The sequence below is a fragment of the Pseudomonas frederiksbergensis genome (genome assembly GCF_900105495.1).
Lineage (GTDB): Bacteria > Pseudomonadota > Gammaproteobacteria > Pseudomonadales > Pseudomonadaceae > Aquipseudomonas > Aquipseudomonas frederiksbergensis.
Genome location: NZ_FNTF01000002.1, coordinates 1054098 through 1079652 on the forward strand (window position 1 = coordinate 1054098; position 25555 = coordinate 1079652).

Here is a 25555-nt window from a genome sequence, read left to right on the forward strand (position 1 = left end):
CGCTCCTACAAGGGCAACGCATCAGCCCTTGGAAACTTCACCCACTGGCAATTTTTCCTTGCTGCGCCAGTGCGGCAAGGAGTTCCAGTAGCGCTGGCCCTTGGCATCGTCGTACATGCCTTCCCAGCGTGCGATGACCAGCACGGCCAAGGCATTACCGATCACGTTCAGCGCGGTACGGGCCATGTCCATGATGCGGTCGACACCGGCGATGAACGCCAGGCCTTCGAGCGGAATACCCACGCTGCCCAAGGTGGCCAGCAGCACCACAAAGGACACACCCGGTACGCCGGCGATACCTTTGGAGGTAACCATCAGGGTCAGTACCAGCAGCAATTGCTGGCTGATCGACAGGTCGATGCCGTAGAGCTGGGCAATGAAGATGGCCGCAATGCTCTGGTACAGGGTCGAACCGTCGAGGTTGAACGAGTAGCCGGTCGGTACCACGAAGCTGCAAATGGCTTTCGGCGCGCCGTAGGCTTCCATTTTCTCGATCACGCGCGGCAGCACGGTTTCGGAACTGGCGGTGGAGTAGGCCAGCACCAGCTCATCCTTGAAGATGCGCATCAGCTTGAGCACCGAGAAGCCGAACAGGCGAGCGATCAGGCCCAGCACCACGAAGGCGAAGAAGGCGATGGCGACGTAAACCAGGATCACCAGTTTGGCCAGCGGAATCAAAGAGGCGAAGCCGAAGTTGGCCACGGTCACCGCGATCAGTGCGAACACGCCGATCGGGGCGTAGTTCATGATCATGTGGGTGACTTTGAACATGCTTTCCGACACGCCCTGGAACATCTTCACCAGCGGCTCGCGCAGGTCCGATTGCAGGCTCGACAGACCGAGGCCGAACAATACGGAGAAGAAGATGATCGGCAGCATTTCGCCGCGGGCCATGGCCGCGAAGATGTTCGACGGGATCAGGTTGAGGATGGTCTGGATGAACGCATGTTCATGCTGAACCTCGGCGGCAGTGGCCTGGTACTTGGAAATATCCACGGTACCCAGGGTGCTCATGTCGATGCCGGTGCCCGGATGGAACACGTTGGCCAGCACCAGACCGACCACGATGGCAATGGTGGTGACGATCTCGAAGTAAATGATGGTCTTCAGACCGATACGCCCGAGCTTTTTCGCGTCGCCGACGCCTGCAATACCGACGATCAGTGAAGAGATCACGATCGGGATCACAATCATCTTGATCAGACGGATAAAGATATCGCCTGCTGGTTGCAGGACGTTGCTGATCCACCAGGCTTTTTCGGCACTGAAATGGTTGAGCAGCGCACCGATTGCAATCCCCAATACCAGACCGATGAGGATCTGCCAGGCGAGGCTAAGCTTTGCCTTCTTCATATCTTTACCCTTACTTGCGTTTGACTCAGGCAGATGCAAGAACTGGAACGCTTGTGGCGAAAAAGTCTTGTGCATCTACCCCCGTATAAGGTGCCCCGGAGCGCTTGTTATCGGCTCTCTGGCAGGCGAAAAAAGGCGCAACTATTCAGATGCAAGGAAGCGACGTCTAATGCCGTAAACGCCTACCCTATGCCGAATCGGCATGAGCTTTTTCAACTGAAACTCGCGTCCCAACCGGTTCGAATACGACATTTCGGCAGGCATAAGTGCCGTGAACCGGCCATCGCAGAGGAGGTTGGTTGTTTTTTGATCACGGGAATGAGGACTGAAACTTGGGAAAAAGCCTACGTTCTAGGGCGAAAACTCTCGGCCTTTGAGTGGCAGTTTTCTCGATATACGGTCACCAACGAAACACGGCGAAATGGTTTTGCGAGGAATTAGCGAAGAGGGCGCGGAGGAGGCGAGCAGAACGCTCTAGGACAATACTTTGCGCCGAGGAAGCTCTTCGCAAGTCCGTCGATCCACGAGGGACCGACGAACTTGCGTCGCAGCTTCTGCCTGATCCGGCCCTTTGCGCAGGCACTCCCTGTACCCGTAGGTCACTCCGCCCCTGCAACAGGCAGAACGTCCCGGCCCCCTGATCATGCGCCTACCCTCCTCGGGTAGCGCAGTGGAAGAAGCCATGCTGCTTCTTTCATGTTACGAATTCAGTACCAGTTCGGATCTTTCTTCAGTTGTTCCATCAACAAGTCCTGCATGCCCTGGTCTGGCTTTCCAAGAAAGCGGTAGTCGGCATGCCGCGTGGGCGACTTGTCGGCCGGCAGCCCCGCAGGCACTTCGACCAGCATGGCGTAGGCTTCCTTCTTGTCGAAGCTGACGGCGACGATCAAGCGCTTGTTGAGGCACGTCGACTGCAATTCGCACAACGGCCCAACCAGATACTTTTCACCATCTTCTTCAACGGCATTCATTTGCTCGGCGTCGCCGGACAGGTTCATGACCCATTCCGGCAAGCGTTCTTCCTTCTTCACCACGCCTTGCCAGGTTTCGCGGTACTGCGGGTCTGCCGTCAGCAACTCATTGACCCGCGCCTGGCCGTCATTGGCCGCTGTTGCCATGGCACTACCGCCCAGAAGCAGGGCGGCTGCCAGTGTCTTTAACAAAACGCTCATATTCACCCTCGACCGCGACGGCCAAAGAAGAAGGAAGCAATGAACATCACCAGGAACACGACAAAGAGAATCTTGGCGATACCCGTGGCGGTGCCCGCGATACCACCGAAGCCCAGTACTGCAGCGATGATGGCAATGATCAAGAATGTGATTGCCCAGCTCAACATGGTGATTCTCCTTACACTTCTATTAGAGGTGTTGCTTGTGGTGCGTTTCCCGGCGCATCGAGCGCGCCAAGTTCATGTATTTAGAACACCCAACGTTCCTGGTGAGGCATCTCATCCGCAGGCTGAGCCTGGTCGACGTCCATCATTCGCATTGGGGGGCTGTCAGCCTGGTTGCTGCTGGCCGCACTGAAATGGGTTTGGGTCGGTTGTTGAAACGACAAGCGTGGCGCTTCTTGCTGTTGGTTCTGCTCCCAACGCTGAAACTGCTGGCCGGCGATCAAGGTGATCAGTAGCGCCAGAACAGCAAACAGACCTTGCTGGATATGCAGTGGCGAGATACGCAACTGGGCGGCACGTTGGCGACTCATCCTGAAGCTCCTCCCACTCTGTGGTGATTTTGTTAGGGGCGTCATCTTGAAGGCCCCGGGTAATCAGAGTGTTGCAGGCGCCATGCCAGCTTTTTGAGATAAAAAAATCCAATTAAATCAATTAGTTATCAGTGGTGTGGAAAACGTGGCGGACGCATCCTGCACGATGGTCCTTTGGAAGTCGTGCGTAATGCACGATGGGCTGTGTAGGAACTTTCAACATTTTTGAATTGCGAGGGGGACATGGATGTCACAAGGGGACACCGGCAATCGCCTGCGAACCGGCTATCTGATAAAAAAACAACAAAATCAGGCGATTAGCCGTAGGGTGAGGGGAAAGCTACGCTGCTGTGGCTGAAATCGACCAGAATCAACCATGCAACTTGCCCGATTATTCCGGGACTAACCAAGATTATTCATTAAGGAGCGTAGGAAAATGGAGTCAGCCACTGAGCATCAAGGCCGCATTCTGCTGGTGGACGATGAGTCCGCCATCCTGCGTACGTTTCGTTATTGCCTCGAAGATGAAGGCTACAGCGTCGCTACCGCCAACAGCGCCGCTCAGGCTGATGCACTGCTTCAGCGTCAAGTGTTCGACCTGTGTTTCCTCGATCTGCGCCTGGGGGAAGACAACGGCCTTGATGTGCTGGCTCAAATGCGCATTCAGGCGCCCTGGATGAGAGTAGTGATCGTCACCGCTCACTCGGCCGTGGACACGGCGGTCGATGCCATTCAGGCCGGGGCCGCTGACTATCTGGTCAAGCCTTGCAGCCCCGACCAATTACGCCTGGCCACCGCCAAGCAACTGGAAGTGCGGCAACTGTCGGCACGCCTGGAAGCTCTTGAAGGCGAAGTGCGCAAACCCAAGGATGGCCTGGACTCTCACAGCCCGGCGATGAAAGTCGTGCTCGAAACCGCCCGCCAGGTGGCCAACACCGATGCCAACATTTTGATTCTCGGCGAGTCTGGCACCGGTAAAGGCGAGCTGTCCCAGGCCATTCACGGCTGGAGCAAGCGCTCGAAGAAATCCTGCATCACGATCAACTGCCCGTCCCTCACCGCCGAACTCATGGAAAGCGAGCTCTTCGGCCACAGTCGTGGCGCGTTCACCGGAGCTAGCGAAAGTACTCTGGGGCGTGTCAATCAGGCCGACGGGGGGACGCTGTTTCTTGACGAGATCGGCGATTTTCCATTGGTTTTGCAACCAAAACTGTTGCGTTTTATCCAGGATAAAGAATACGAACGGGTGGGCGACCCCATCACCCGCCGCGCCGATGTGCGCATCCTCGCGGCCACTAACCAGAACCTCGAAGACATGGTCCGCGACGGCCGTTTCCGTGAAGATTTGCTCTACCGCCTGAACGTCATCACCTTGCACCTGCCGCCACTGCGCGAGCGCAGGGAGGATATCCTGAATCTGGCCGATCGCTTTCTGGCCCGTTTCGTCAAGGAATACGCACGCCCGGCTCGGGGTTTCAGCGATGACGCCCGTGAAGCGCTGCTCGGTTACCGCTGGCCGGGGAATATTCGCGAACTGCGCAACGTTGTGGAGCGGGCAAGCATCATTTGCCCACAGGAACGGGTCGAGATCACTCACTTGGGCATGGCTGAAACCCCGGTGAACAACGCGCCTCGCATCGGCGCTGCGCTGAGCCTGGATGAATTGGAAAAAGCCCACATCGGAGCGGTCCTCGCCACGGCAGATACGCTGGACCAGGCCGCCAAGACCCTGGGTATCGATGCCTCGACGCTGTACCGAAAACGCAAGCAGTACAACTTGTGAGCTGTCTCCGATGAGACTGGCAATGAAATTGCGCACGCGGCTGTTCTTGAGTATTTCCGCGCTGATCACCGTGGCACTGCTCGGGCTGTTGCTCGGGCTGGTCAGCGTGATGCAGATGGCGAGTTCCCAGGAAGCGCTGATTCGCAACAATTTCGCCACGCTCGACCTGGGACTGAAATTGCGCCAGAGCTTGGGTGATCAGATGATGATCATGCTCAGTGAGAAGCCGGATCCCGTAGCGTTCGAGGCGTCCAAACAGCAGTATTTCCAGTTGCTTGACGACGGCATTGTCCAAGCCAAGGCTGGCGATGAGCATCAGCAAGGTTTCGAACGGGCCAGGACGGACTACCTGAGCTTTCTCCAGGCGTACGACCTGTCGCGTGACTCGACGCAGGTGTTGAGTGGCAACAAAGAGCTCACCGAAAAACTCAATGCGCTGCGCAATAGTCTGATCGCCGAGCAAAAGCGTGCGCTGGATAACATCAATGCCACCGAACGGCAGGCCCGGGAGAGGGCGCTGCTGGTTGCCGGCCTGCTCGGGCTGGTGGGGCTGGCAGTGTTGATCATCGGCTTCGTCACCGCCCACGCTATCGCTCAGCGTTTTGGTGCGCCGATCGAGGCGCTGGCCCAAGCGGCGGACAACATCGGCCAAGGCAATTTCGAAGTGACGCTGCCGATTTCCTCGGCCGTGGAAATGAACCTGCTGACCAAGCGTTTCGGGATCATGGCCGAGGCCCTGCGTGAGCACCAGGCCACCAATATCGATGAGCTGCTCGCAGGCCAGCAGCGGTTGCAGGCCGTACTCGACAGCATCGACGATGGCTTGCTGATGATCGACCGCGATGGCCGTCTGGAACACCTCAATCCGGTTGCGCAACGTCAATTGGGCTGGGAAAGCGATCGTCTCGGTCAAGGTCTGGGGGTGGCGCTTGAGCGCCCCGAACTCGATGATCAGCTGCAACTGGTACTGCGCGGGGGCACCCTGGAGCGCGCGCCTGAGGACCTGAGTATCGAGGTCGACGGGGAGTCGCGGTTGCTGACCTTTAGCCTGACGCCAGTCAGCCACACCCAAGGGCATATTCTGGGCGCCGTGATGGTGCTGCATGACGTCACCGAGCAGCGGGCGTTTGAGCGGGTGCGCAGCGAGTTCGTGCTGCGCGCCTCCCATGAATTGCGAACGCCGGTCACTGGAATGCACATGGCGTTCGGCCTGTTCCGCGAGCGCGCGCACTTTGCCAAGGACTCGCGTGAAGCTGATCTGCTGGACACCGTGAATGAGGAAATGCAGCGCTTGATGCAGTTGATCAATGACCTGCTGAACTTCTCCCGCTACCAGAACGGATTGCAGAAACTCACATTGGCACCGTGCTCCATCGAGGATTTGCTGGAGCAGGCCCGGACACGTTTTGCCGGCCAGGCACAAGAGCAGGGCCTCGAACTTCTAGTGGAAGTGCAAGGGCCATTACCGCGATTGCAGGCCGATCAGCCGCAGCTGGATCGGGTGCTCGACAACCTGATCGACAACGCGTTGCGCCATACCGCCACCGGCGGGCAAATACGTTTGCAGGCTCGACGCCATGGGGAGCGGGTGATTATCAGCGTCGAGGACAACGGCGAAGGCATTGCCTATGGCCAGCAGGGACGGATTTTCGAACCCTTTGTCCAGGTGGGTCGCAAGAAGGGCGGTGCCGGGCTCGGTCTGGCACTGTGCAAGGAAATCGTGCAGTTGCACGGCGGTCGGATGGGTGTTTATTCGCGGCCAGGGCAGGGTACTCAGTTTTATATGGCGTTGTCGGTTTAAGCCACAATCGCTTCAGGCTTCATCATCGAGACGGCGGGCGGCCAATCGGCGGCCACGGGTAATCAGCTCGATGAATTGCACCGCACTTAATGCATGGGCGAACAGCCAGCCCTGACCGAACTTCACACCTTCGCTGCTCAGAAGCGCCGCCTGGGATTCAAGTTCGATGCCTTCAGCGATCACCTTGAGCTGCAGGGCCTGGGCCATGTGAATGATGTGCGGTGCGACACCGCTACTTGCAGCGTCATGACCCAGTGCATCGATAAACGCCTTGTCGATTTTCAAGCAATCGACTGGCAGGGTTTGCAGATAGGCGAGGCTGCAATAGCCGGTGCCAAAGTCATCGATCAGCACTTGATGCCCGACATCCCGCAAGGCTTGCAGGTTTTCCCGGGCGACCACAACATCGATCAATCCCCGCTCGGTAACCTCAAAGGCAATTTGCTTGGCCGCGACGCGGTGCAAGGTCAGCAGGCGCGCCATTACCTGGCCGATACGCGGCACCATGACGTCGCAGGCCGCCAGGTTGACCGAGATATACAGCTGCGGATTGGCCCGCAACAAGTGTCCCAGCTGTTCAAGCAGACGTTGCAGGACGAAATCGGTCATCTGGCGGATCTGGCCGGTGTTCTCCGCCATTGGAATAAACAGGTCGGGGCTGGTCAGGGTGCCGTCCGGTCTTCGCCAGCGCAGCAAGGCTTCGGCCCCGACACAGTTGCGGCTGTCGAGGTCGAATATCGGCTGATACAGCACCTGCAATTCGCCTCGTCGTATGGCGCCACTCAGTTCGGCGTCCAGCGACTGTCGCTGGCGCACCAGCAGAAGCACCAGAAAACCCACGCATAAGGCGAGTAACAGGCTGGCCGGCAGCAACCACCACCAGACGGCGGGCACATGCATGCCGGTGCGCGGGCTGATCAGCACCAATTGGTATTCCGGGTTGTTGGTGGGCATGCGGTAGATCAAGCGGGAATGCGTTACTTGTAGTGCGTCGAGGCTTCTCGGGGGCCAGGGTTCTGTTGGTGGCCAGACCTGGGGGACACCCAGTACCGGAATCGCTCGCGTACCGTGGTCGAGCACCACCAGCAGGCTGCTTCCCGGTGGCAAGTCGACCATGTCGGTCAAATGCCCGCGAGACGTCGCGACGCGAAAATTACCGCGTCCGAGCATCAGCGCGGCGCGGTTTTCATCGGGTTCGGTGGTGGTGTTCAGCCAATAACTATAGGTCGGCCCTTTGATGTCGGGCGGTCTTATCATCGACAGCCCTTCCTGGCGGGGGCGGTTGGAACAGATCCGCGAGGCGTCCATATAAGCGGCTTCGTAAACGAAACGGTAGTTGAAGCTGACCTGTTGCAAGGTCGCGATCATTTCGTCATCGCAGCCGCGTAACGGCTGGGCTTCAAGGTCGTCGAGACTTTCCCGCAATTGCCCGAACAGCTGCTCCAGGCGAGCAAGGAAGCGCTCGCCCTGGGCGTTCATCTCTGCGCTTTCGTTCTGCTCGACTTGATGCATGGCCACGAACAGGCTGCCGGTCATCAGGAGTATCGCGCTCAAGGCAGCAGCCAGCATCGCCAAAAACCAAGGGCGAAAGAACCAACTACGTAGTGTCTCTCGAGCAGCCGTCATAGGAATATCCGAAGTATTACCAATGAGTTATAGCTGCTGATTGAAAAAAAGCCCTGACCGTCGGGCGGGCGTCAGTATTTTGTCTGGTTCAAGACTTGTAGAAGCGCCGCGGTTTGCGCATCCGGTGTGCCATCGAAACGTGTCGGTCGGAAATGCATCTGGAAGGCCGCAATCACATGACGTGTCGCCACATCCAGTTCGCCGGTTTGCGGCGTGGGATAACCCGCGCGGGCCAGCTGTGCCTGAAACCAGCTGATGGTTGGCAGTTGTACTTCGAACTGTACTTGCTGACGCGTTACGGCCTGCTCATTCGGCCAGACTCCCAGGCCTTCGGCAGCCAGACGCTTCCAGGGGAACAGCGGCCCCGGATCAAGCTTGCGCAGCGGGGCGATGTCGCTATGGCCGATGATGCTGCGGGGATTGATGGCGTAACGCTTGCTGATGTCCTTGAGCAGGACGATCAGGGACTGGATCTGGTCTTCGCTGTAGGGATACCAAAGGCGCCCGGCAGGGGTGTCTTTAAAACCCGGGTTGACGATTTCGATGCCAATGGAGCTGGAGTTCAACCAGGTCCGGCCTTGCCATTCGCTTTCCCCGGCGTGCCAGGCTCGGACGTTTTCATCCATCAGCTTGTAAATGGTGGCGCCCTTGTCGTCGCCAATCAGATAGTGGCTGCTGACGTCGCCGTGAGTCAGCAGTTGCAGCGAACGCTCCAGTGACGCGGAGGTGTAGTGCACGACCACGAACTGAATTCGGCTGTCAAAGTTGGGTGAAGGGTGACTGGTGTTGAACCGGGGGCCGCTGGCACAGCCGGCCAACAGAATCAGAGACACGATAAACGCTAGATATTTCATGGCAGAAGGCAATACACGCAAGACAGTAATGCAACAGTGTAACGTACGGCCTTGCACGCAAACGGCCGCCGGGCAATTTTAAACAAAATGGAACAATTGATTCTCAGCCCAGTGCCACTTGGTTGCGACCGGCATGTTTTGCGCGATATAGGGCCTGATCGGCTCTTTTAAGCACCAGATCGCTATGTTCTCCGGGTTTGAAGGCCGTCAGGCCCATGGAAATGGTGATGGTTACCGGCTCACCCTTGAAGTGGAAAGGGCAGGCTTCGATCGAGGCGCGCAGCTTTTCCAGCAATTTCGCACCAGCGGTTGGCCCAGTGTCTGGCATCAACAGCACAAACTCCTCACCACCGAACCGGGCAATGAAATCCGTCCCGCGCAGGCGCTTGCGCAGCACGTTGGCGATGATTTTCAGTACTTTGTCGCCCGCCAGGTGACCGTAGTTATCGTTAATGCGTTTGAAATGGTCGAGGTCGAGCATGGCCAGCAACAGGCTGTTGCCGTGTTGCTGCCATAGGTTGATTTCGTGATCCAGCCGTTCGCTCCAGGCGGCCCGGTTAGGCAGGCCGGTCAGCGGGTCGATCAAGGCTTTCTGACGCTGCTCCTCAAGGTGCTCGCGGTAGCCCAGGGCTTCCTGCTCCATGTGCGCAACGCGTTCGGCCAGGCTGTGAAGGCGGGCGGCGACTTCTTGCTCGCGCTCGTCCCGCTGCTTCTGGTGCTGGTCCATGGTGCCGAGCAGGCCTTCCAGATGGTTTTCCAGGACGTGCTTGAGATCGTCCAGGTCGGCGGCTTCCTGCATGCTGCTCTGCAAGCCGTCCACTTGTTCACGGATCTGCGTGTCCATGTCGCGGGCGGCGGAGCGATTGTCGGCATGGCCTTCGCTGGCGGCTTGCAAGTTGCTTTGGAACGACTCGAGACGTTCGTTCAGCTGTTGCAAGTAGGCTTCGAATTCATGCTGGCCGCTGTCGGTGATTGCCAGCATCAAGGTGGCTAGATCGTCGAGGATTGGCAGCAATTCGTACCAGTTCAATCCGTTTTGCAGACGATCGCGCATCGCTTCGGCTTGTGGACGATGACGCTCGGGCAGCGTCAGGTCGTCCAGCAGGCCCAGTAGCGTGTCTTCGATATGCTTGGCCACCGAGCTGTAGGACGGCTCGGGTGAGTCCGGCAGGGCGTAGAGAGCATCCGGCTCGGATTGTTCAGAGCCTGCGGCGGCCAACACCTCGGCCATGGCCGGAGGCAGCGGCAGGCTGTCGAGATAGACCACCGGAGTCAATTCGTCAGGATTGATCGCCAATTGAGCCGGTATTTCTGGCTCGATGATCGATGGAGCGGGGGTTTCTGGATGTTCTATGTCTGGTTGCGGTTGCGCCTCTGGAGTCTGGGCGCGTGCTTGCTCGAACTCGAGTACCGGCGGGACAAACGTTACAACTTCAGGAGAGGGCGGCGGCGCCTCGATTGTCGGCTCGGATGCCGTAGCCGACGCGGCAACATGTGCGGCGGGCACTTGCGGTATATCGATCCCTGGTGCGAGATCGACCGTGACCTGTGGAGTTGCGGCATGAGGCGCGGCAACCGCTTTGGCTGGCTGCGGGGCGGGCGTCGAGAAGGTGCCGGAGGCAACCTGCAATGCCGCTTCATCCGCTTCACGGCTGCCAAACAGTCGTTGCAGCAAACCAGGGCGGCCGGGCTCTGCCGGGTTTTCAAGCTGATTCAGGGCTTTGCCTTGCAGGCCACTCAGTTCGCTGAGCAGCAACGGAATTTCGCGCGCCTGCCCGACTCTTGCATCCAGTTGCTTGGCGAAGTTTTTCAGCGGCCTGCTTACTTCGCGGGGCAGCGGTAATGTTTGCAGCTGCGAGACCAGCGCGGTCAATGCAGCGCTGGTCTGATTAACCCGGGTTTCCCGGCGTTGTTCGGAGTCGAGGACGGCTTTTTCCAGCCGCGGAAGCAGGGCGGCCAGGCCGGCGTCCATGTCGTCGGTGCGCACGACTTCACGCATTTCCTTCATGCATTGGTCAACGGCGCGGTCGGTGCCCTCGGCTGCCAGCGTGCTGCGTACCAGGCCACGACGCAGCAGGTCGAGCCGGGCGTCCCATCGACGTTCGAGCTTTTCCTGTTGTTCGATGCTTTTGAGGTATTTCTCTTTCCAGCGCTGTGCTTCGTCGCTCATTCATGGGATCCGCGAGGGGCAGGACTCAACGCGGGCAATGCATCGGCCGTGAGCGAACCCGGCAGACGAATCTCTACCGCGACCGGCAGGTGATCGGAAATGGGTTGTGCCAGCACCTCGACCTTTTCAAGGGTCAGGGTGGGGCTCAGCAGAATATGGTCCAGACAGCGCTGCGGGCGCCAGCTGGGGAAGGTCGCTTCCAGTTGCGGCGCGAGCAGGCCGAGGTCACGCAACGGGGAGTTTTGCAGCAAGTCACTGGCGTGGGTATTCATGTCGCCCATCAGCACCTGGTGTTTATAGCCGCCGATCAGCTCGCGGATATAAGCCAGTTGCATGCTGCGGGCGCGAGCGCCCAGCGCCAGGTGCATCATGACCACCACCAGCGCCTCAGGACCTTCGCCAAAGCGCACCAGAATCGCCCCGCGACCCTTGGGCCCCGGTAGCGGATGATCTTCAATGGCCCACGGGCGCAGGCGACTGAGCACACCATTGCTGTGCTGGCCGAGGCGTCCGAGATTGCGATTGAGTTGTTGATACCAGTAGGGGAATGCGCCGAGCTGGGCCAGGTGTTCAACCTGGTTGACGTAGCCTGATCGCAGGCTGCCGCCATCGGCTTCCTGCAAGGCGACCAGATCGAAGTCGCCCAGCAGATTGCCGATCTTTTGCAGATTGTCGGCACGCCCGGTGTGCGGCAGCAGGTGCTGCCAGCCCCGGGTCAGGTAGTGGTGATAGCGCTCGGTACTGATACCGACCTGGATATTGAAACTAAGCAAGCGCAGACGACTGTCTGCGGGCAGGCCCGTCGATTCCAGATGATGTTCGTTGACCCGCGGATCATGCAGGCCAACGACGCGTTCACTGCCCCAGCGGCGCATGGTGGTCGCCGCGCTTAGTTGGCAGCAGCCTTGTTAGCCGCTCGCTCTTTGTCGACCAGTTTGTCGGCCAACTGCAGAGCTTGTTCGGCACCGCCGGCAGAGCCAACGTCGAAGCGATACTTGCCGTTGACGATCATGGTTGGAACACCCGAGATTTCATACTTCTTGGCCAGTTCGCGAGCCTTGGTCATCTGACCCTTGATGGCGAAGGAGTCGAAGGTAGCGAGGAACTTGTCCTTGTCTACGCCTTGGGTCGCCAGGAAGTCAGCCATTTCGTCCTTGTCGGTCAGTTTCTTGTGTTCCTTCTGGATGGCGTTGAACACCGCAGCGTGCACGCTATGCTCGACACCCATGCTTTGCAGGGTCAGAAACATTTGCCCGTGGGCGTCCCAAGGGCCGCCGAACAGGGCCGGAATACGCACGAAATTGACATCGGAAGGGAGTTTTTCAACCCAAGGATTGATCACCGGTTCGAATGAATAGCAGTGCGGGCAGCCGTACCAGAACAACTCCACCACTTCGATCTTGCCAGGTACAGCCACCGGAACCGCGTTAGTCAGTTCGACGTATGGGGCGGCGGGTGCTTCAGCAGCCTGGGCGGTCATGCCGAACAGGCTGGCAGCGACGAGTGCGGCGCTGATGATCAGATTACGCATGCTTTACTCCTGGACAATTTTGGTCGCCTCGCGCGACCTGTTTTCAGACAGGTACTGGCGGGCTTGAGTTCTGTAGTGTAACGGCAGCGGCCACAAAAAAGGGCGGCCAAAGCCACCCTTTTTATGCTTGCATCGACGGATTAATCGAGCGTTAACGTTGCGAGAGGTGTACACCTCGCGCAACGCCCGATTCGTCGGTCTTAGTGCAGGCCTTGAATGTAGCTGGACACCGCTGCGATATCTTCGTCGCTCAGCTTTTTGGAAATGCTCTGCATTGGCTTGGTATCGCCATCGTTGGTGCGGCCGGCCTCTTCCTTGCGGAAGTCGGTCAGTTGCTTGGCGATGTATTGAGCATGTTGGCCGCCCAGGTGCGGGAAGCCGGCAGCTGCGTTGCCTTTACCATCCGGCGAGTGGCAACCGGTGCAGGCTGGCAGGCCCTTGGCCAGATCGCCGCCGCGGAACAGTGCTTCACCGCGAGAGACGACTTTCGGATCGGCGGCGCCAACGCTGCCTTTCTGGCTGGCGAAGTAGGCGGAGATATCGGCCAGGTCCTGATCGCTCAGGTTGGTCAGCAGGCCTGTCATTTCCAGTACCGTGCGTTTGCCGGACTTGATGTCGTGTAGCTGCTTGTTCAGATAACGCTCGCCCTGGCCTGCCAGTTTCGGAAAGTTAGGCGCCATACTGTTGCCATCCGGGCCATGACAGGCGCCACATACTGCGGCTTTCGCCTGACCAGCAGTCGCATCACCTGCAGCATGGGCAATGCCGGAGATCCCCACGGTCAACAGCAGACTCACGATCAATTTGTTCATCAGCTAATCCAACTACGGCTAAGGGTTAAAGAGTTATGGACCGGGATCACTCGCTCATCCACTGGATGATTGCTTGGTAATCCTCGGCACTGCAGTCCATGCACAAACCACGCGGCGGCATCGCCTTGAAACCCTGGGTCACGTGTTGCACCAGCGTCTCCATACCTTTCGCCAACCTCGGCGTCCAAGCTTCCTGATCGCCCTTTTTGGGGGCCATGGGTAGTTGGCCGGAATGACAGGCACCACAAACACGGTTGTACACAGCTTCCGGATCCTGTGTAGCCTGAGCGCTGTAAAGCGGCATCAAGATACCGGCAGCTAGCAGCCATTTCGTCATAAAACGACCTTTTCAGGGTTGAGAGCGTTCTGCGTTCTAGTGCGCAATCAAGGTCAATCGCTCTCGTGAACTTCATCCTACGCTGGGACAAAGCGCACACAAAATCTGCGGCATTATATACTGGCGTCACTGAAACGGAAACGACACTGCTCGCCGCGTCCATTCCCGGCGCCGCCCACATCGGAAATCCCATGCAACTCAAGAACCCCATCCTCGGCCTGTGCCAACAGTCCACCTTCATGCTCAGCGCTGCCAAAGTCGATCAATGCCCCGACGACGAAGGCTTTGAAGTGGCCTTCGCCGGGCGTTCCAACGCCGGCAAGTCCAGTGCGCTGAACACCCTGACGCACGCCAGCCTTGCGCGGACCTCGAAAACTCCAGGTCGCACACAGCTCTTGAACTTCTTCAAGCTAGACGATGATCGTCGTCTGGTCGACTTGCCGGGGTACGGTTACGCGAAAGTGCCTATCCCGTTGAAGCTGCACTGGCAGCGTCACCTGGAAGCCTATCTGGGTGGTCGTGAGAGTTTGAAAGGGCTGATTTTGATGATGGACATCCGTCATCCAATGACCGACTTCGACCTGCTGATGCTCGACTGGGCTGTCGCCAGCGGCATGCCGATGCACATTTTGCTGACCAAAGCCGACAAGCTGACTTACGGCGCGGCAAAAAATGTCCTGCTCAAGGTTCAGGCAGACATCCGCAAGGGTTGGGGAGATGCGATCAGCATCCAGCTGTTCTCGGCGCCAAAACGCCTGGGTCTGGAAGACGCCTACACTGTACTGGCAGGTTGGATGGAGCTGGCGGACAAGGGCTCCGAGCTCGCGGAGTAAGCTCGTTTATAAAAACCGCGGGCAAAAAAAACCCCGGACTTCTTATGGGGAGGGGGAAGTTCCGGGGTTCAAGTTCCGGACCGCTAGGGCGGGGTCCAGATATCTGCCAACACTTAACACAACATTAGGAGCATCGAAGGGCTTCACCACCCATTCAGTAACTCTGAGTGGCGATTCCGACGATTAGTTCAGAATTTTTTAAAAAGCCTTTGGAATAGGCCTTCGAATTTTCCGAACTAAGCGCCCTTCGGTCTTTCTGCCGCGGCACTATGCCGCAGCGGAAAACACTTTTTTCAGACGGTTCAGTGAGCCTCATCCCAGTTATTTCCTACGCCAACCTCTACCAGCAACGGCACATCAAGCTTCGCTGCGTCGCTCATGTGCACGCGAATTTCATCGCGGACCTGATCGACCAAATCCTCACGCACTTCCAGAACCAATTCATCGTGCACCTGCAGGATGACTTTGGCGTCGAGGCCTGACGCTGTCAGCCAGCTGTCCACGGCAATCATGGCTTTCTTTATGATGTCCGCCGCAGTGCCTTGCATCGGGGCGTTGATCGCCGTGCGTTCGGCACCTTTTCGCAGTGCCGGGTTTTTCGCGTTGATTTCCGGCAGGTACAGGCGACGACCGAAGATGGTTTCGACGAAACCTTGTTCGGCGGCCTGGGCGCGGGTGCGCTCCATGTATTCCAGCACGCCTGGGTAACGGGCGAAGTAACGGTCGATGTAGGCCTGGGATTGCTTGCGATCAACACCAATCTGTTTGGCCAGGCCAAACGCGCTCATTCCGTAGATCAAACCGAAGTTGATCGCCTTGGCGCTGCGCCGTTGGTCGGTGGTGACGTCTGCCAGTTCAACCCCGAAGACTTCCGCGGCGGTGGCTTTGTGCACGTCCAGATTGTTGCGGAACGCGTGCAGCAAACCTTCATCCTTGGCCAGGTGAGCCATGATTCGCAATTCGATTTGCGAATAGTCTGCTGCCAGCAGCTTGTAGCCTTTGGGGGCGACGAACGCCTGACGAATCCGCCGCCCTTCAGCGGTGCGGATCGGAATGTTCTGCAGGTTCGGGTCACTGGACGACAAGCGCCCGGTTGCCGCGACGGCCTGATGGTAAGAGGTATGAATTCGCCCGGTGCGCGGGTTGATCTGCTCTGGTAGACGATCGGTGTAGGTGCTTTTCAGCTTGCTCATCGAGCGGTACTGCATCAGCACTTTGGGCAGCGGGAAATCCTGTTCGGCCAGTTCCGCCAGCACGGCTTCGGCGGTAGACGCCTGGCCCTTGGCGGTTTTGCTGAGGATTGGCAGGCCGAGCTTTTCGTACAGGATCACGCCCAATTGCTTCGGTGAGCCGAGGTTGAATTCTTCCCCGGCAATGGCGAACGCCTCACGCTCGAGGGCGACCATTTTCTCGCCCAGCTCAACGCTCTGAATGCCCAGCAGGTTGGCATCGACCAGCGCGCCTTGGCGTTCGATCCGCGCCAGCACCGGCACTAACGGCATTTCGATTTCGCTCAGGACCTTGCTCAGGCTCGGGATGGCGTCGAGTTTTTCCAGCAGGGTTTGATGCAGGCGCAGCGTTACGTCGGCGTCTTCGGCGGCGTAAGGTCCGGCCAGTTCCAGGGAGATTTGGTCAAATGTCAGCTGTTTGGCGCCTTTGCCGGCGATGTCCTGAAAACCGGTGGTGGTGTGATTCAGGTACTTGAGCGCCAGGCTGTCCATGTCGTGGCGGGTCGCGGTGGAGTCCAGCACGTAGGATTCGAGCATCGTGTCGAAAGCGACGCCTTGCACGGTGATGCCACAACTCTGATCGCCACCGATGGCACAGTTGGCCAGGATGTTCATGTCGAACTTGGCGTGCTGTCCGACCTTGAGTTTGCTCGGGTCTTCCAGGATTGGCTTCAGCGCGCGCAGCACGGTGTCGCGATCGAGCTGATCCGGCACACCCATGTAGGAATGAGTCAGCGGGATGTAGGCCGCTTCGTTGGCTTGTACAGCGAAAGACAGGCCCACCAGTTGCGCCTGCTGCGCATCGATGCCGGTGGTTTCGGTGTCGAAGGCAATCAGCTTGGCGTCGTTGAGCTTCTTCAGCCACAGGTCGAAATCAGCCTGGGTGAGGATCGTTGTGTAGTTGAGTTCGGTGCCGACAGCCGCTTCTTCAGCCACCGGCGCGACGACTTCCTGGCCGGAACGCTTGGCGTCGCGCTGGTTCTCTTCGAACCAGCTCTTGAACTCCAGCAAGGTGTAGAGTTCGGCGAGCTTGTCGTGATCCGGCTTGCCCATTCGCAGGTCGTCGAGGCCGATATCCAGCGGCACGTCGATCTTGATGGTTGCCAACTGATAGGAGAGAAAGGCCATCTCCTTGTGCTCTTCGAGCTTGGCCGGCAGGGTTTTGGCCCCGCGAATCGGCAAGGTCGGGACGATGTCGAGCTGCGCATAGAGCTCGGTCAGGCCGCCGTTCACACCGACCAACAGGCCGGAAGCAGTCTTCGGGCCAATGCCCGGAACGCCCGGAATGTTGTCGGAAGAATCGCCCATGAGTGCCAGGTAATCGATGATCTGCTCGGGAGCGACGCCGAATTTCTCCTTCACGCCTTCCACGTCCAGCGCGCTACCGGTCATGGTATTGACCAAGGTAATGTGGCCGTCGACCAGCTGTGCCATGTCCTTGTCGCCAGTGGAGATCACCACCGGACGGTCGGCTGCCGCACTGCTGCGGGCCAGGGTGCCGATCACGTCATCGGCTTCGACGCCTTCGACGCACAACAATGGAAAGCCCAGGGCGATCACGCTCTGGTGCAGCGGCTCGATCTGAACCCGCATGTCGTCGGGCATGCTCGGGCGGTTGGCCTTGTATTCGGCGAACATCTCGTCGCGGAATGTCCCGCCCTTGGCGTCGAACACCACAGCGAACGGACTGTCCGGATACTGCTTGCGCAGACTCTTGAGCATGTTCAATACGCCCTTGACCGCACCGGTCGGCAGACCTTTGGACGTGGTCAGTGGTGGGAGGGCATGAAAGGCGCGGTACAGGTAAGAAGAACCGTCCACCAGGACGAGGGGGGCTTGGCTCATGAGCAGGATCAACCTTTTCGGCGGGTCCGGCGCTAGAATAGCGGGACCGTTGACGACAAAGGGACAAGGTTATCATGCGCACACTAAATCGCCTGTTGCTGGCTGGCTTGTTTGTAACCGTTCCGTTGGCCGTCATGGCGGCGGACGATGCACCGACACCAGAGCCGGAAGTCACTATCCGCACGGAAGGGGATAAAACCATCCAGGAGTACCGTCAAAACGGTTTCCTGTATGCAATCAAGGTCACCCCGAAGGGCGCACCACCGTATTTCCTGGTGCGCGCGGACGGGACCGATGCAAATTTCATCCGCTCGGATCAGCCGGATATGCTGATTCCGTCGTGGAAGATCTTTGAGTGGAAGTAGTTTCTTAATTTCAATCGGCGCTGGCTCAAGCAGCGGCGCCCGTACTGGCAGTTCAAACATGTCTGTGTTCACCCCGCTGGCTCGGCCCGAGCTGGAAACCTTTCTCGCCCCTTACGGGCTCGGCCGCCTGCTTGATTTCCAGGGGATTGCCGCCGGTAGCGAAAACACCAATTTCTTCATCAGCCTGGAGCAGGGCGAATTTGTCCTGACCCTGGTTGAGCGCGGTCCGGTTCAGGAGATGCCGTTCTTCATTGAACTGCTCGACGTGCTGCATGACGCCGACCTGCCTGTGCCTTATGCCTTGCGCACCACCGATGGCGTCGCCTTGCGCGAACTGGCCGGCAAACCTGCGCTGTTGCAGCCACGTCTGGCCGGCAAGCACATCAAGGAAGCCAATGCGCAGCATTGCGCTCAAGTGGGCGAGTTGCTCGGCCATCTGCATCTGGCGACCCAGGCCAACATGATCAAGCGCAAGACCGATCGCGGCCTGGACTGGATGCTGGAAGAGGGCACGCAGTTGCTGTCGCACCTCAATGCCGAGCAAAGCGATTTGCTGCAACGGGCGCTGGACGAAATTACACAACAGAAGACGAAAATTCTGGCGCTGCCGCGAGCCAATATCCACGCCGACCTGTTCCGCGATAACGCGATGTTCGAAGGCACGCACCTGACCGGGTTGATCGACTTCTATAACGCGTGTTCGGGGCCAATGCTCTACGACGTGGCGATCGCCTTGAACGACTGGTGTTCGGACGAGAGCGGGTTGATCGACGGGCCGCGGGCTAGGGCGTTGCTTGGCGCTTATGCAGCGCTGCGACCGTTCACGGCGGCCGAGGCGGAATTGTGGCCGACCATGCTCCGAGTGGCGTGTGTGCGGTTCTGGTTGTCGCGGTTGATCGCCGCCGAGTCGTTTGCCGGGCAGGACGTGTTGATTCACGATCCGATGGAATTTCAGCAGCGTCTGGCGCAGCGGCAGAAGGTCAGCACGCCGCTGCCGTTCGCGCTTTAAATTGTGGTGAGGGGGCTTGCCCCCGTCGGGTTGCGAAGCAGCCCCGCTTAATGAATTTGCAGGGGAGCGCTTCGCGCTCCAACGGGGGCAAGCCCCCTCGCCACAGGTCTACGGGACGCTTACAACGACTCCAGACACCCCGCCAAATCATTCCCCAATTTCTCCAGCACCTGCTCATACCCCTGGGCGGTCGCTGGCGTGTAACCGCCCAGCGCGTCCAGTTCCGCCAGCTTCACCGGCAGACCCGCCACCAGGGTTTCCGCCAGGCGCGGGCGCAGAGGCGGTTCGCTGAACACGCAGGTTTTGCCGACTTCCTCTAATCGAGTGCGCATCGCCGCGACGTGCTGGGCACCGGGCTGGACCTCGGCGGCGACGCTGAATACGCCGGCATGCTTGAGGCCGTAGGCGTCTTCAAAGTAGTCGAAGGCCTCGTGGAATACGAAGTACGGTTTGCCCGCGATGCCGGCCAGGCGCGCCTTCAAGCGAAGATCCATGGCGTCCAGGCGCTCATCGAACGCCTTGAGGTTGCTCTGATAACGCGCGGCATTGGCCGGATCGGCTGCACTCAAATCAGCGGCCATTTTTGTGGCAATGACACGGGCGTTGACCGGCGAAAGCCACAAGTGCGCGTCCAGGCTGCCGGGGCGGTGATCGTGATCATGCTCGTCGGCTTCATCGGCGTGTGAGTGGCTTTCTTCGGCGAAATGTCGCAGTTTCAGGCCCGGCAGATCCTGCACGGCGACGCTGGGTAGCGTACGACCATTCAGCACGCGGGGCAGGAAACCTTCCATGCTCGGACCGATCCAGTAAACCAGATCCACCGATTGCACCTTCCGTACGTCGGATGGGCGCAAGGCATAGTTATGAGGCGAGGCACCGGGCGGCAGCAAGACTTCCGGAATCGCCACGCCGTCCTGCACCGCCGCGGCGATCAGCTGTAGAGGCTTGATACTGGTGAGAACTTTGACTTCGGCATGAGCTGAACCGATCAGCAGAAAACTGGCGACAAATGCGACAAAGATAGAAAAAAGTCGGGACACGATGACCACTCGAAGAGGCGAGAACGGGTAACATAATAACGTCTCTCACAAAACTCGTCGCCGCTCATGCCTAAAACACCGATTGCCAGCCGTCCCCACGACCACTCTCATTGCGTCCATAGCGCATTGTCTGAGGCCGATGTCCTGTGCGCACGTCAAGGCCTGCGCCTGACCGCCTTGCGCCGACGGGTGCTGGAACTGGTCTGGCAAAGCCACAAACCGTTGGGTGCCTACGACATTCTCGCCGTACTCAGCGAGCAGGATGGCCGCCGTGCGGCGCCGCCCACTGTGTACCGTGCGCTGGACTTCCTGCTGGAAAACGGCCTGGTACACCGCATCTCCTCGCTGAACGCCTTTGTCGGCTGCAATCACCCGGGACACGCTCACCAAGGCCAGTTCCTGATTTGCCGCGAATGCCACGCCGCCATCGAGCTCGAACAGAAATCCATCAGCGACGCGATCATCAGTAGCGCCAAGGATGTCGGATTTGTCGTTGAAGGCCAGACTGTTGAAGTGGTCGGCCTCTGTTCGGGTTGCCAGGGGGTTTGATGAGCAACGCGCTGATCCGCCTCGAGCAGGTTGCCGTCACCTTTGCCGGGCAAAACGTGCTGGATAACATCGAGCTGAGCGTCGAGCCCGGGCAGATCGTCACCCTGATCGGCCCTAACGGCGCCGGCAAGACCACGCTGGTTCGCGCTGTACTTGGTCTGTTGAAACCGGACAGTGGCAGCGTGTGGCGCAAGCCGAAACTGCGGGTCGGCTACATGCCGCAAAAACTTCACGTCGATCCGACGCTGCCGCTGTCGGTGCTGCGCTTCTTGCGTCTGGTGCCGGGCGTGGACCGCGCCATGGCCTTGTCGGCACTCAAGGAAGTCGGCGCCGAACAGGTGATCGACAGTCCGGTGCAAAGTGTTTCCGGCGGCGAAATGCAGCGGGTGCTGCTGGCCCGGGCATTGCTGCGCGAGCCGGAACTGCTGGTGCTCGACGAACCTGTGCAAGGCGTCGATGTGGCCGGACAGGCCGAGCTCTACAGCCTGATCACGCGATTGCGCGACCGTCACGGCTGCGGCGTGTTGATGGTGTCTCACGATCTGCACCTGGTAATGAGTACCACCGACCAGGTGGTCTGCCTCAACCGTCACGTCTGCTGCTCCGGTCATCCCGAGCAAGTCAGTAGTGATCCGGCTTTCGTCGAGCTGTTCGGAAAGAACGCACAAAGCCTGGCGATTTATCACCACCATCACGACCACGCCCATGACTTGCATGGCTCGGTGGTCAGCGCCGTCCCATCGGTCTCTACCCACGTTCACGGAGATAGCTGCAAGCATGGCTGATTTTCTGCTCTACGCCCTGCTTGCAGGCCTGGCCCTGGCGTTGGTCGCGGGCCCTCTGGGTTCGTTCGTGGTCTGGCGGCGCATGGCCTATTTCGGCGACACCCTTTCCCATGCCGCGCTGCTCGGCGTGGCGCTGGGGTTTCTGCTGGATGTCAGCCCGACCGTGGCGGTCACCGTAGGCTGTTTGCTGCTGGCGGTGTTGCTGGTGACCTTGCAACAGCGCCAACCGCTGGCGTCTGACACGCTTTTGGGAATTCTCGCACCGAGCACGCTCTCTTTGGGCCTGGTCGTACTAAGCTTCATGCACGAAGTGCGGATCGACCTGATGGCTTATCTGTTCGGCGACTTGCTGGCGATCAGCCCGACCGATCTGGCCTGGATACTCGGCGGCAGCACGGCCGTTCTGGCGTTGCTGGTGACGTTGTGGCGGCCATTGCTGGCCATCACGGTGCATGAAGAGCTGGCCAGGGTTGAAGGCCTGCCGGTGGCGGCGTTGCGTTTGACCCTGATGTTGCTGATCGCCGTGGTGATCGCGGTGGCGATGAAAATCGTCGGGGTGTTGTTGATTACGTCATTGCTGATCATCCCGGCGGCTGCGGCACAACGTCACGCCCGGTCACCGGAGCAGATGGCGCTGGGCGCGAGCCTGCTGGGTATGCTCGCGGTCTGTGGCGGGCTGGCATTGTCATGGTTCAAGGACACCCCGGCGGGCCCATCGATTGTTGTGACGGCCGCCGCACTGTTTCTGCTGAGTTTTGTCCTGCCCCGTCGAGGGGTGTAGACTTGCTCGTTTTTTGCGCAAATAGAGAGTCGCAGGAATGAAGCTGTTCCCCTCCCGTTATCTGCTCCTTGTCGCATTTTCATTGCTACTGGGCGCTTGTCAAAGCACGCCACCGGCGGCCCCCGAGGCTAGCGGTGCACGGGCCACGGCCATCGCACAGCTGCAACAAAGCCTGGCCAGCAGCGAACTGGCGACTGCCGAAGATCAATTGGCGGCCTTGCAGGCCGAGTCGCCCAATGATCCATCCCTTGAGCAATACCAGCGGCAACTGGCCGAAGCCTATCTGCACCGCAGTCGGATCGTGCTGCAAAAAGGTGATGTGAATGCCGCTGCCACGGCGTTGAGCCGTGCTCGGGCGTTGATGCCGAAGGCTCCGGCGCTGACCGGTGGGGTCAACAATGCCATTGTTGATGCCCGCAAAGCTGAACTCGATAGAGCCGAAGCTGCGCTCATGGCTGCCGAAGCCAAGCCACAGGCCAAGGTTATTGATCCGACGGCTGAAAGCACCACGGTAGCGTTGAACCTGACGGATATGACCAAGCTTCGTCGCCAACTGGATGCGATCGCCGCCGATGTGGTGAATTACCAGTGCGATGTGAGCATTCAGGCGCCACGCACCCAGGACTTCCCTTGGTTGACCACGTTGCTGACCAAACGCGTGAAGAAGCTCGATTCGGATTTTGATCTGAATCTGGAGAAGCAGATTTTGCACAATGTGCCGGCGCAGATGGTTTTGAGTCCGCGTAAACCCTAAAAGCATCGCGGGCAAGCCCGCTCCCACAATGGATCGGCGGTGATCACAAGTCTGTGATCAACCACATACCCTGTGGGAGCGGGCTTGCCCGCGATGGCGTCCTGACTACCGATACAAAACCTTAAGCCGGAATCGCCTTGGCTTTCGGCTCCCTGTCCCACACCCGATGCTGCCCGATCGCGGCAAAAAACGGTTTGATCAACTTCGCATCCGTGCCCACGATCAACCCCGCATCAGCCTCGAGCTTCAACACATCCAGCAACTGTTTGGCCTCGCCCTGCAGCGCAATCGCTTTCAAGTGCTTGTACGCCTCCAGCACGTAATGCAGCGCCACGCCGTCAGTGCTCAACGCCTTGATCGACGCCGCGCCACCGGGCACAAACACCGCATCAAACGCCACCGACGGCAAGCCTTCCATCGACGCATCGACCGGCAATGGCTTGCCATCGGCGGTGGTCACAGGCGCAGACGTCGGGCCGAGCAGTTTGGCGTGGGCACCTTCGGCCGTCAGCGCTTTCTTCATGGCATCAATCGCCGCACCATCGACGCCATTGGCTGCCAGGATGGCCACTTTGCGGGTTTTTATGTCCGCCGGCAGCAAGTTGGCCTGACTCAGCGCCGGCGAGCGATCCAGTGAGGTTTTGCGTACTTCGACCGTCCCGGCTTTGGGCGCGGGCAACCCCAGGTTCTGCGCCACGCGCTTGGCCAGTTCCAGATCAATGTTGGCCAGAATCTCATTCACCTGGCGCGCGCGGATAAACTCCCTCTCGACCTTGCCCAGCTCGAAGCTGTACGCCGAGATGATGTGCTCTTGCTCGTGCTTGCTCATGCTGTGGAAAAACAGCCGCGCCTGGGAGAAGTGGTCGCTGAACGATTCGCTGCGCTGACGGATCTTGTTGGCGTCAATGCGCTCTGGATAACTTTCGAAACCGCCATCTTGTGCTGCCGGCGGCGTTTCTTTCGGCCAGCCGCTATCAATGGAGTTCGGCTCGTAAGACGCGCGGCCCTTGTCGATGGTGGAGCGATGCAACGCGTCCCGTTGACCATTGTGGAACGGTGCCACCGGACGGTTGATCGGGATCTCGTGAAAGTTCGGTCCACCGAGTCGGCTGATTTGCGTATCGGTGTAGGAAAATAGCCGACCTTGCAGCAATGGATCGTTGGAAAAGTCGATTCCCGGCACGATATGTCCAGGGCAGAAGGCGACCTGTTCGGTTTCGGCAAAGAAGTTGTCGGGGTTACGGTTGAGGGTCATTTTGCCCAGTGGGGTGATCGGCACCAGTTCTTCCGGGATCAGCTTGGTCGGGTCGAGGATGTCGAAGTCGAATGTATGTTCGTTCTCCTCCTCGATGATCTGTACGCCCAGTTCCCATTGCGGGTAGTCGCCCATCTCGATCGACTCCCAGAGATCGCGGCGGTGGTAATCGGTGTCTTTACCGGCGAGTTTCTGCGCTTCATCCCACACCAGCGAACAGGTCCCGGCAGTGGGGCGCCAGTGGAATTTGACGAAGCGCGATTTACCTTCGGCATTGATGAGGCGGAAGGTGTGCACGCCGAACCCTTGCATGCTGCGCAGGCTTTTCGGGATCGCCCGGTCGGACATGGTCCAGATCACCATGTGCGCCGACTCCGGCACCAGAGAGACAAAATCCCAAAAGGTATCGTGAGCCGAGCCACCGGTAGGGATCTCATTGTGCGGCTCGGGTTTTACCGCATGCACGAAGTCCGGAAACTTGATCGCATCCTGAATGAAAAACACCGGCATGTTGTTGCCCACCAGGTCGAAGTTGCCTTCGTCGGTGAAAAACTTCACCGCGAAACCTCGTACGTCCCGCACGGTATCGCCCGACCCACGAGGGCCCTGCACCGTGGAGAAACGGGCGAAGACCGGGGTTTTTTGGTTTGGGTCTTGTAGGAACCCGGCCTTGGTCAGCACGGAATGGGTTTCATAGCTCTGGAAGTAACCGTGAGCACCGGTGCCGCGAGCGTGGACGATGCGCTCGGGAATGCGCTCATGGTCAAAATGCGTGATCTTTTCACGCATGATGAAGTCTTCCAGCAATGATGGCCCGCGGGCGCCGGCCTTCAACGTGTTCTGGTTGTCCGAGATTTTCACGCCCTGGTTGGTGCGCAAGGCCTGATCAGTGGCGTCGGAACGAAATTGCTCCAGGCTGTCGAGCTTGGCATTGGTGTTCCCGCGGTCCGGGGTATCGGTCCCGGCCAGTGCGCTTTTGGTTGCGGCAGGTTTTTTAATACTCATCAGACAAAACTCCTCGTTGCGATTCCCGCCGTAGCCAGGATTCTTGAGCAATACCCCAGGCACGGACCGGGGGCGTTTTCGAGTTGCCTAATTAGTGACTGATGTCGTTTTGCGCCGTTCCTTTTTTCTAA

General features: G+C 59.0%; 23 protein-coding genes. 9 read left to right on the plus strand and 14 right to left on the minus strand.

The window, feature by feature from the left end; all coding sequences use genetic code 11:
• Nucleotides 1-21: 21 nt before the first annotated feature.
• The 4 genes from gltP to BLW70_RS05485 form a co-directional block, all read right to left on the minus strand.
• Nucleotides 22-1353 carry a glutamate/aspartate:proton symporter GltP gene (gene gltP / locus BLW70_RS05470; RefSeq protein WP_074872276.1) on the minus strand — a complete coding sequence of 444 codons (1332 nt, stop codon included), beginning with the start codon at nt 1351-1353 and terminating at the stop codon, nt 22-24.
• A 707-nt stretch (nt 1354-2060) separates the two neighbouring features.
• Nucleotides 2061-2525 carry an inhibitor of vertebrate lysozyme family protein gene (locus BLW70_RS05475; RefSeq protein WP_074872278.1) on the minus strand — a complete coding sequence of 155 codons (465 nt, stop codon included), beginning with the start codon at nt 2523-2525 and terminating at the stop codon, nt 2061-2063.
• Nucleotides 2526-2527: 2 nt separating this feature from the next.
• Entirely contained in the window at nt 2528-2692 is a 165-nt protein-coding gene (locus BLW70_RS05480) for a DUF1328 domain-containing protein (protein ID WP_003177151.1), read from the minus strand.
• Nucleotides 2693-2772: 80 nt separating this feature from the next.
• Complete coding sequence (locus tag BLW70_RS05485; RefSeq protein ID WP_074872280.1) at nt 2773-3060, minus strand: hypothetical protein; 288 nt, start codon at nt 3058-3060, stop codon at nt 2773-2775.
• A 436-nt stretch (nt 3061-3496) separates the two neighbouring features.
• On the opposite strand from BLW70_RS05485, the gene algB reads away from it, so the two are divergent.
• Together algB and BLW70_RS05495 are read left to right on the plus strand one after the other, a co-directional pair.
• Nucleotides 3497-4843, plus strand: coding sequence for a sigma-54-dependent response regulator transcription factor AlgB (algB, locus tag BLW70_RS05490; RefSeq protein WP_074872282.1), 1347 nt, complete (start codon nt 3497-3499; stop codon nt 4841-4843).
• A gap of 10 nt (nt 4844-4853) precedes the next feature.
• Nucleotides 4854-6644: a KinB sensor domain-containing domain gene (locus BLW70_RS05495; protein ID WP_074872284.1), complete on the plus strand. Its 1791-nt coding sequence runs from the start codon at nt 4854-4856 to the stop codon at nt 6642-6644.
• A 12-nt stretch (nt 6645-6656) separates the two neighbouring features.
• Here the strand turns inward: BLW70_RS05495 and BLW70_RS05500 are convergent, their stop codons facing one another.
• The 7 genes from BLW70_RS05500 to BLW70_RS05535 all read right to left on the minus strand — a co-directional run bounded on the left by BLW70_RS05500 (nt 6657) and on the right by BLW70_RS05535 (nt 13974).
• The gene (locus BLW70_RS05500) at nt 6657-8270 is read right to left on the minus strand and encodes an EAL domain-containing protein (RefSeq protein ID WP_074872286.1); all 1614 of its coding nucleotides are present in this window, start codon (nt 8268-8270) and stop codon (nt 6657-6659) included.
• Between the two features lie 71 nt (nt 8271-8341).
• The gene (locus BLW70_RS05505) at nt 8342-9124 is read right to left on the minus strand and encodes an N-acetylmuramoyl-L-alanine amidase (RefSeq protein ID WP_074872287.1); all 783 of its coding nucleotides are present in this window, start codon (nt 9122-9124) and stop codon (nt 8342-8344) included.
• Between the two features lie 103 nt (nt 9125-9227).
• Complete coding sequence (locus tag BLW70_RS05510; RefSeq protein ID WP_074872289.1) at nt 9228-11294, minus strand: GGDEF domain-containing protein; 2067 nt, start codon at nt 11292-11294, stop codon at nt 9228-9230.
• Nucleotides 11291-12169: an endonuclease/exonuclease/phosphatase family protein gene (locus BLW70_RS05515; RefSeq protein ID WP_074872291.1), complete on the minus strand. Its 879-nt coding sequence runs from the start codon at nt 12167-12169 to the stop codon at nt 11291-11293. The genes BLW70_RS05510 and BLW70_RS05515 overlap by 4 nt, the downstream gene beginning before the upstream one ends.
• A gap of 14 nt (nt 12170-12183) precedes the next feature.
• Nucleotides 12184-12825: a thiol:disulfide interchange protein DsbA/DsbL gene (locus BLW70_RS05520; protein WP_074872292.1), complete on the minus strand. Its 642-nt coding sequence runs from the start codon at nt 12823-12825 to the stop codon at nt 12184-12186.
• A 200-nt stretch (nt 12826-13025) separates the two neighbouring features.
• Nucleotides 13026-13637, minus strand: coding sequence for a c-type cytochrome (locus BLW70_RS05530; RefSeq protein ID WP_074872296.1), 612 nt, complete (start codon nt 13635-13637; stop codon nt 13026-13028).
• A gap of 46 nt (nt 13638-13683) precedes the next feature.
• Nucleotides 13684-13974, minus strand: coding sequence for a c-type cytochrome (locus BLW70_RS05535; protein WP_074872298.1), 291 nt, complete (start codon nt 13972-13974; stop codon nt 13684-13686).
• Nucleotides 13975-14165: 191 nt separating this feature from the next.
• On the opposite strand from BLW70_RS05535, the gene yihA reads away from it, so the two are divergent.
• Nucleotides 14166-14807, plus strand: coding sequence for a ribosome biogenesis GTP-binding protein YihA/YsxC (gene yihA, locus BLW70_RS05540; RefSeq protein ID WP_074872299.1), 642 nt, complete (start codon nt 14166-14168; stop codon nt 14805-14807).
• A gap of 302 nt (nt 14808-15109) precedes the next feature.
• Here yihA and polA read toward each other — a convergent pair whose 3' ends face one another.
• Complete coding sequence (gene polA, locus BLW70_RS05545) at nt 15110-17881, minus strand: DNA polymerase I (protein WP_074872301.1); 2772 nt, start codon at nt 17879-17881, stop codon at nt 15110-15112.
• Nucleotides 17882-17955: 74 nt separating this feature from the next.
• Between polA and BLW70_RS05550 the strand changes: the two genes are divergently transcribed.
• Both BLW70_RS05550 and BLW70_RS05555 read left to right on the plus strand, forming a co-directional pair.
• The gene (locus BLW70_RS05550; protein WP_074872303.1) at nt 17956-18246 is read left to right on the plus strand and encodes a DUF2782 domain-containing protein; all 291 of its coding nucleotides are present in this window, start codon (nt 17956-17958) and stop codon (nt 18244-18246) included.
• A 58-nt stretch (nt 18247-18304) separates the two neighbouring features.
• Entirely contained in the window at nt 18305-19255 is a 951-nt protein-coding gene (locus BLW70_RS05555) for a homoserine kinase (RefSeq protein WP_046044879.1), read from the plus strand.
• 119 nt (nt 19256-19374) lie between these two features.
• Here BLW70_RS05555 and BLW70_RS05560 read toward each other — a convergent pair whose 3' ends face one another.
• Entirely contained in the window at nt 19375-20295 is a 921-nt protein-coding gene (locus BLW70_RS05560) for a zinc ABC transporter substrate-binding protein ZnuA (RefSeq protein WP_074880420.1), read from the minus strand.
• A 66-nt stretch (nt 20296-20361) separates the two neighbouring features.
• On the opposite strand from BLW70_RS05560, the gene zur reads away from it, so the two are divergent.
• The 4 genes from zur to BLW70_RS05580 are packed head-to-tail and all read left to right on the plus strand — an operon-like array spanning nt 20362 to nt 23164.
• Nucleotides 20362-20844, plus strand: coding sequence for a zinc uptake transcriptional repressor Zur (zur, locus tag BLW70_RS05565; RefSeq protein ID WP_074872304.1), 483 nt, complete (start codon nt 20362-20364; stop codon nt 20842-20844).
• A complete protein-coding gene (gene znuC, locus BLW70_RS05570; protein WP_074872306.1) occupies nt 20844-21629 on the plus strand; it encodes a zinc ABC transporter ATP-binding protein ZnuC in 786 nt (261 codons plus the stop codon). Before zur ends, znuC begins: the two co-directional genes overlap by 1 nt.
• Nucleotides 21622-22410 carry a zinc ABC transporter permease subunit ZnuB gene (gene znuB, locus BLW70_RS05575; protein WP_074872307.1) on the plus strand — a complete coding sequence of 263 codons (789 nt, stop codon included), beginning with the start codon at nt 21622-21624 and terminating at the stop codon, nt 22408-22410. Before znuC ends, znuB begins: the two co-directional genes overlap by 8 nt.
• A gap of 37 nt (nt 22411-22447) precedes the next feature.
• On the plus strand, nt 22448-23164 hold the full coding sequence (locus BLW70_RS05580) for a PA5502 family lipoprotein (protein WP_074872309.1): 717 nt from the start codon (nt 22448-22450) through the stop codon (nt 23162-23164).
• A 121-nt stretch (nt 23165-23285) separates the two neighbouring features.
• Here the strand turns inward: BLW70_RS05580 and katE are convergent, their stop codons facing one another.
• Nucleotides 23286-25424: a catalase HPII gene (katE, locus tag BLW70_RS05585; protein WP_074872310.1), complete on the minus strand. Its 2139-nt coding sequence runs from the start codon at nt 25422-25424 to the stop codon at nt 23286-23288.
• Nucleotides 25425-25555 lie beyond the last annotated feature (131 nt).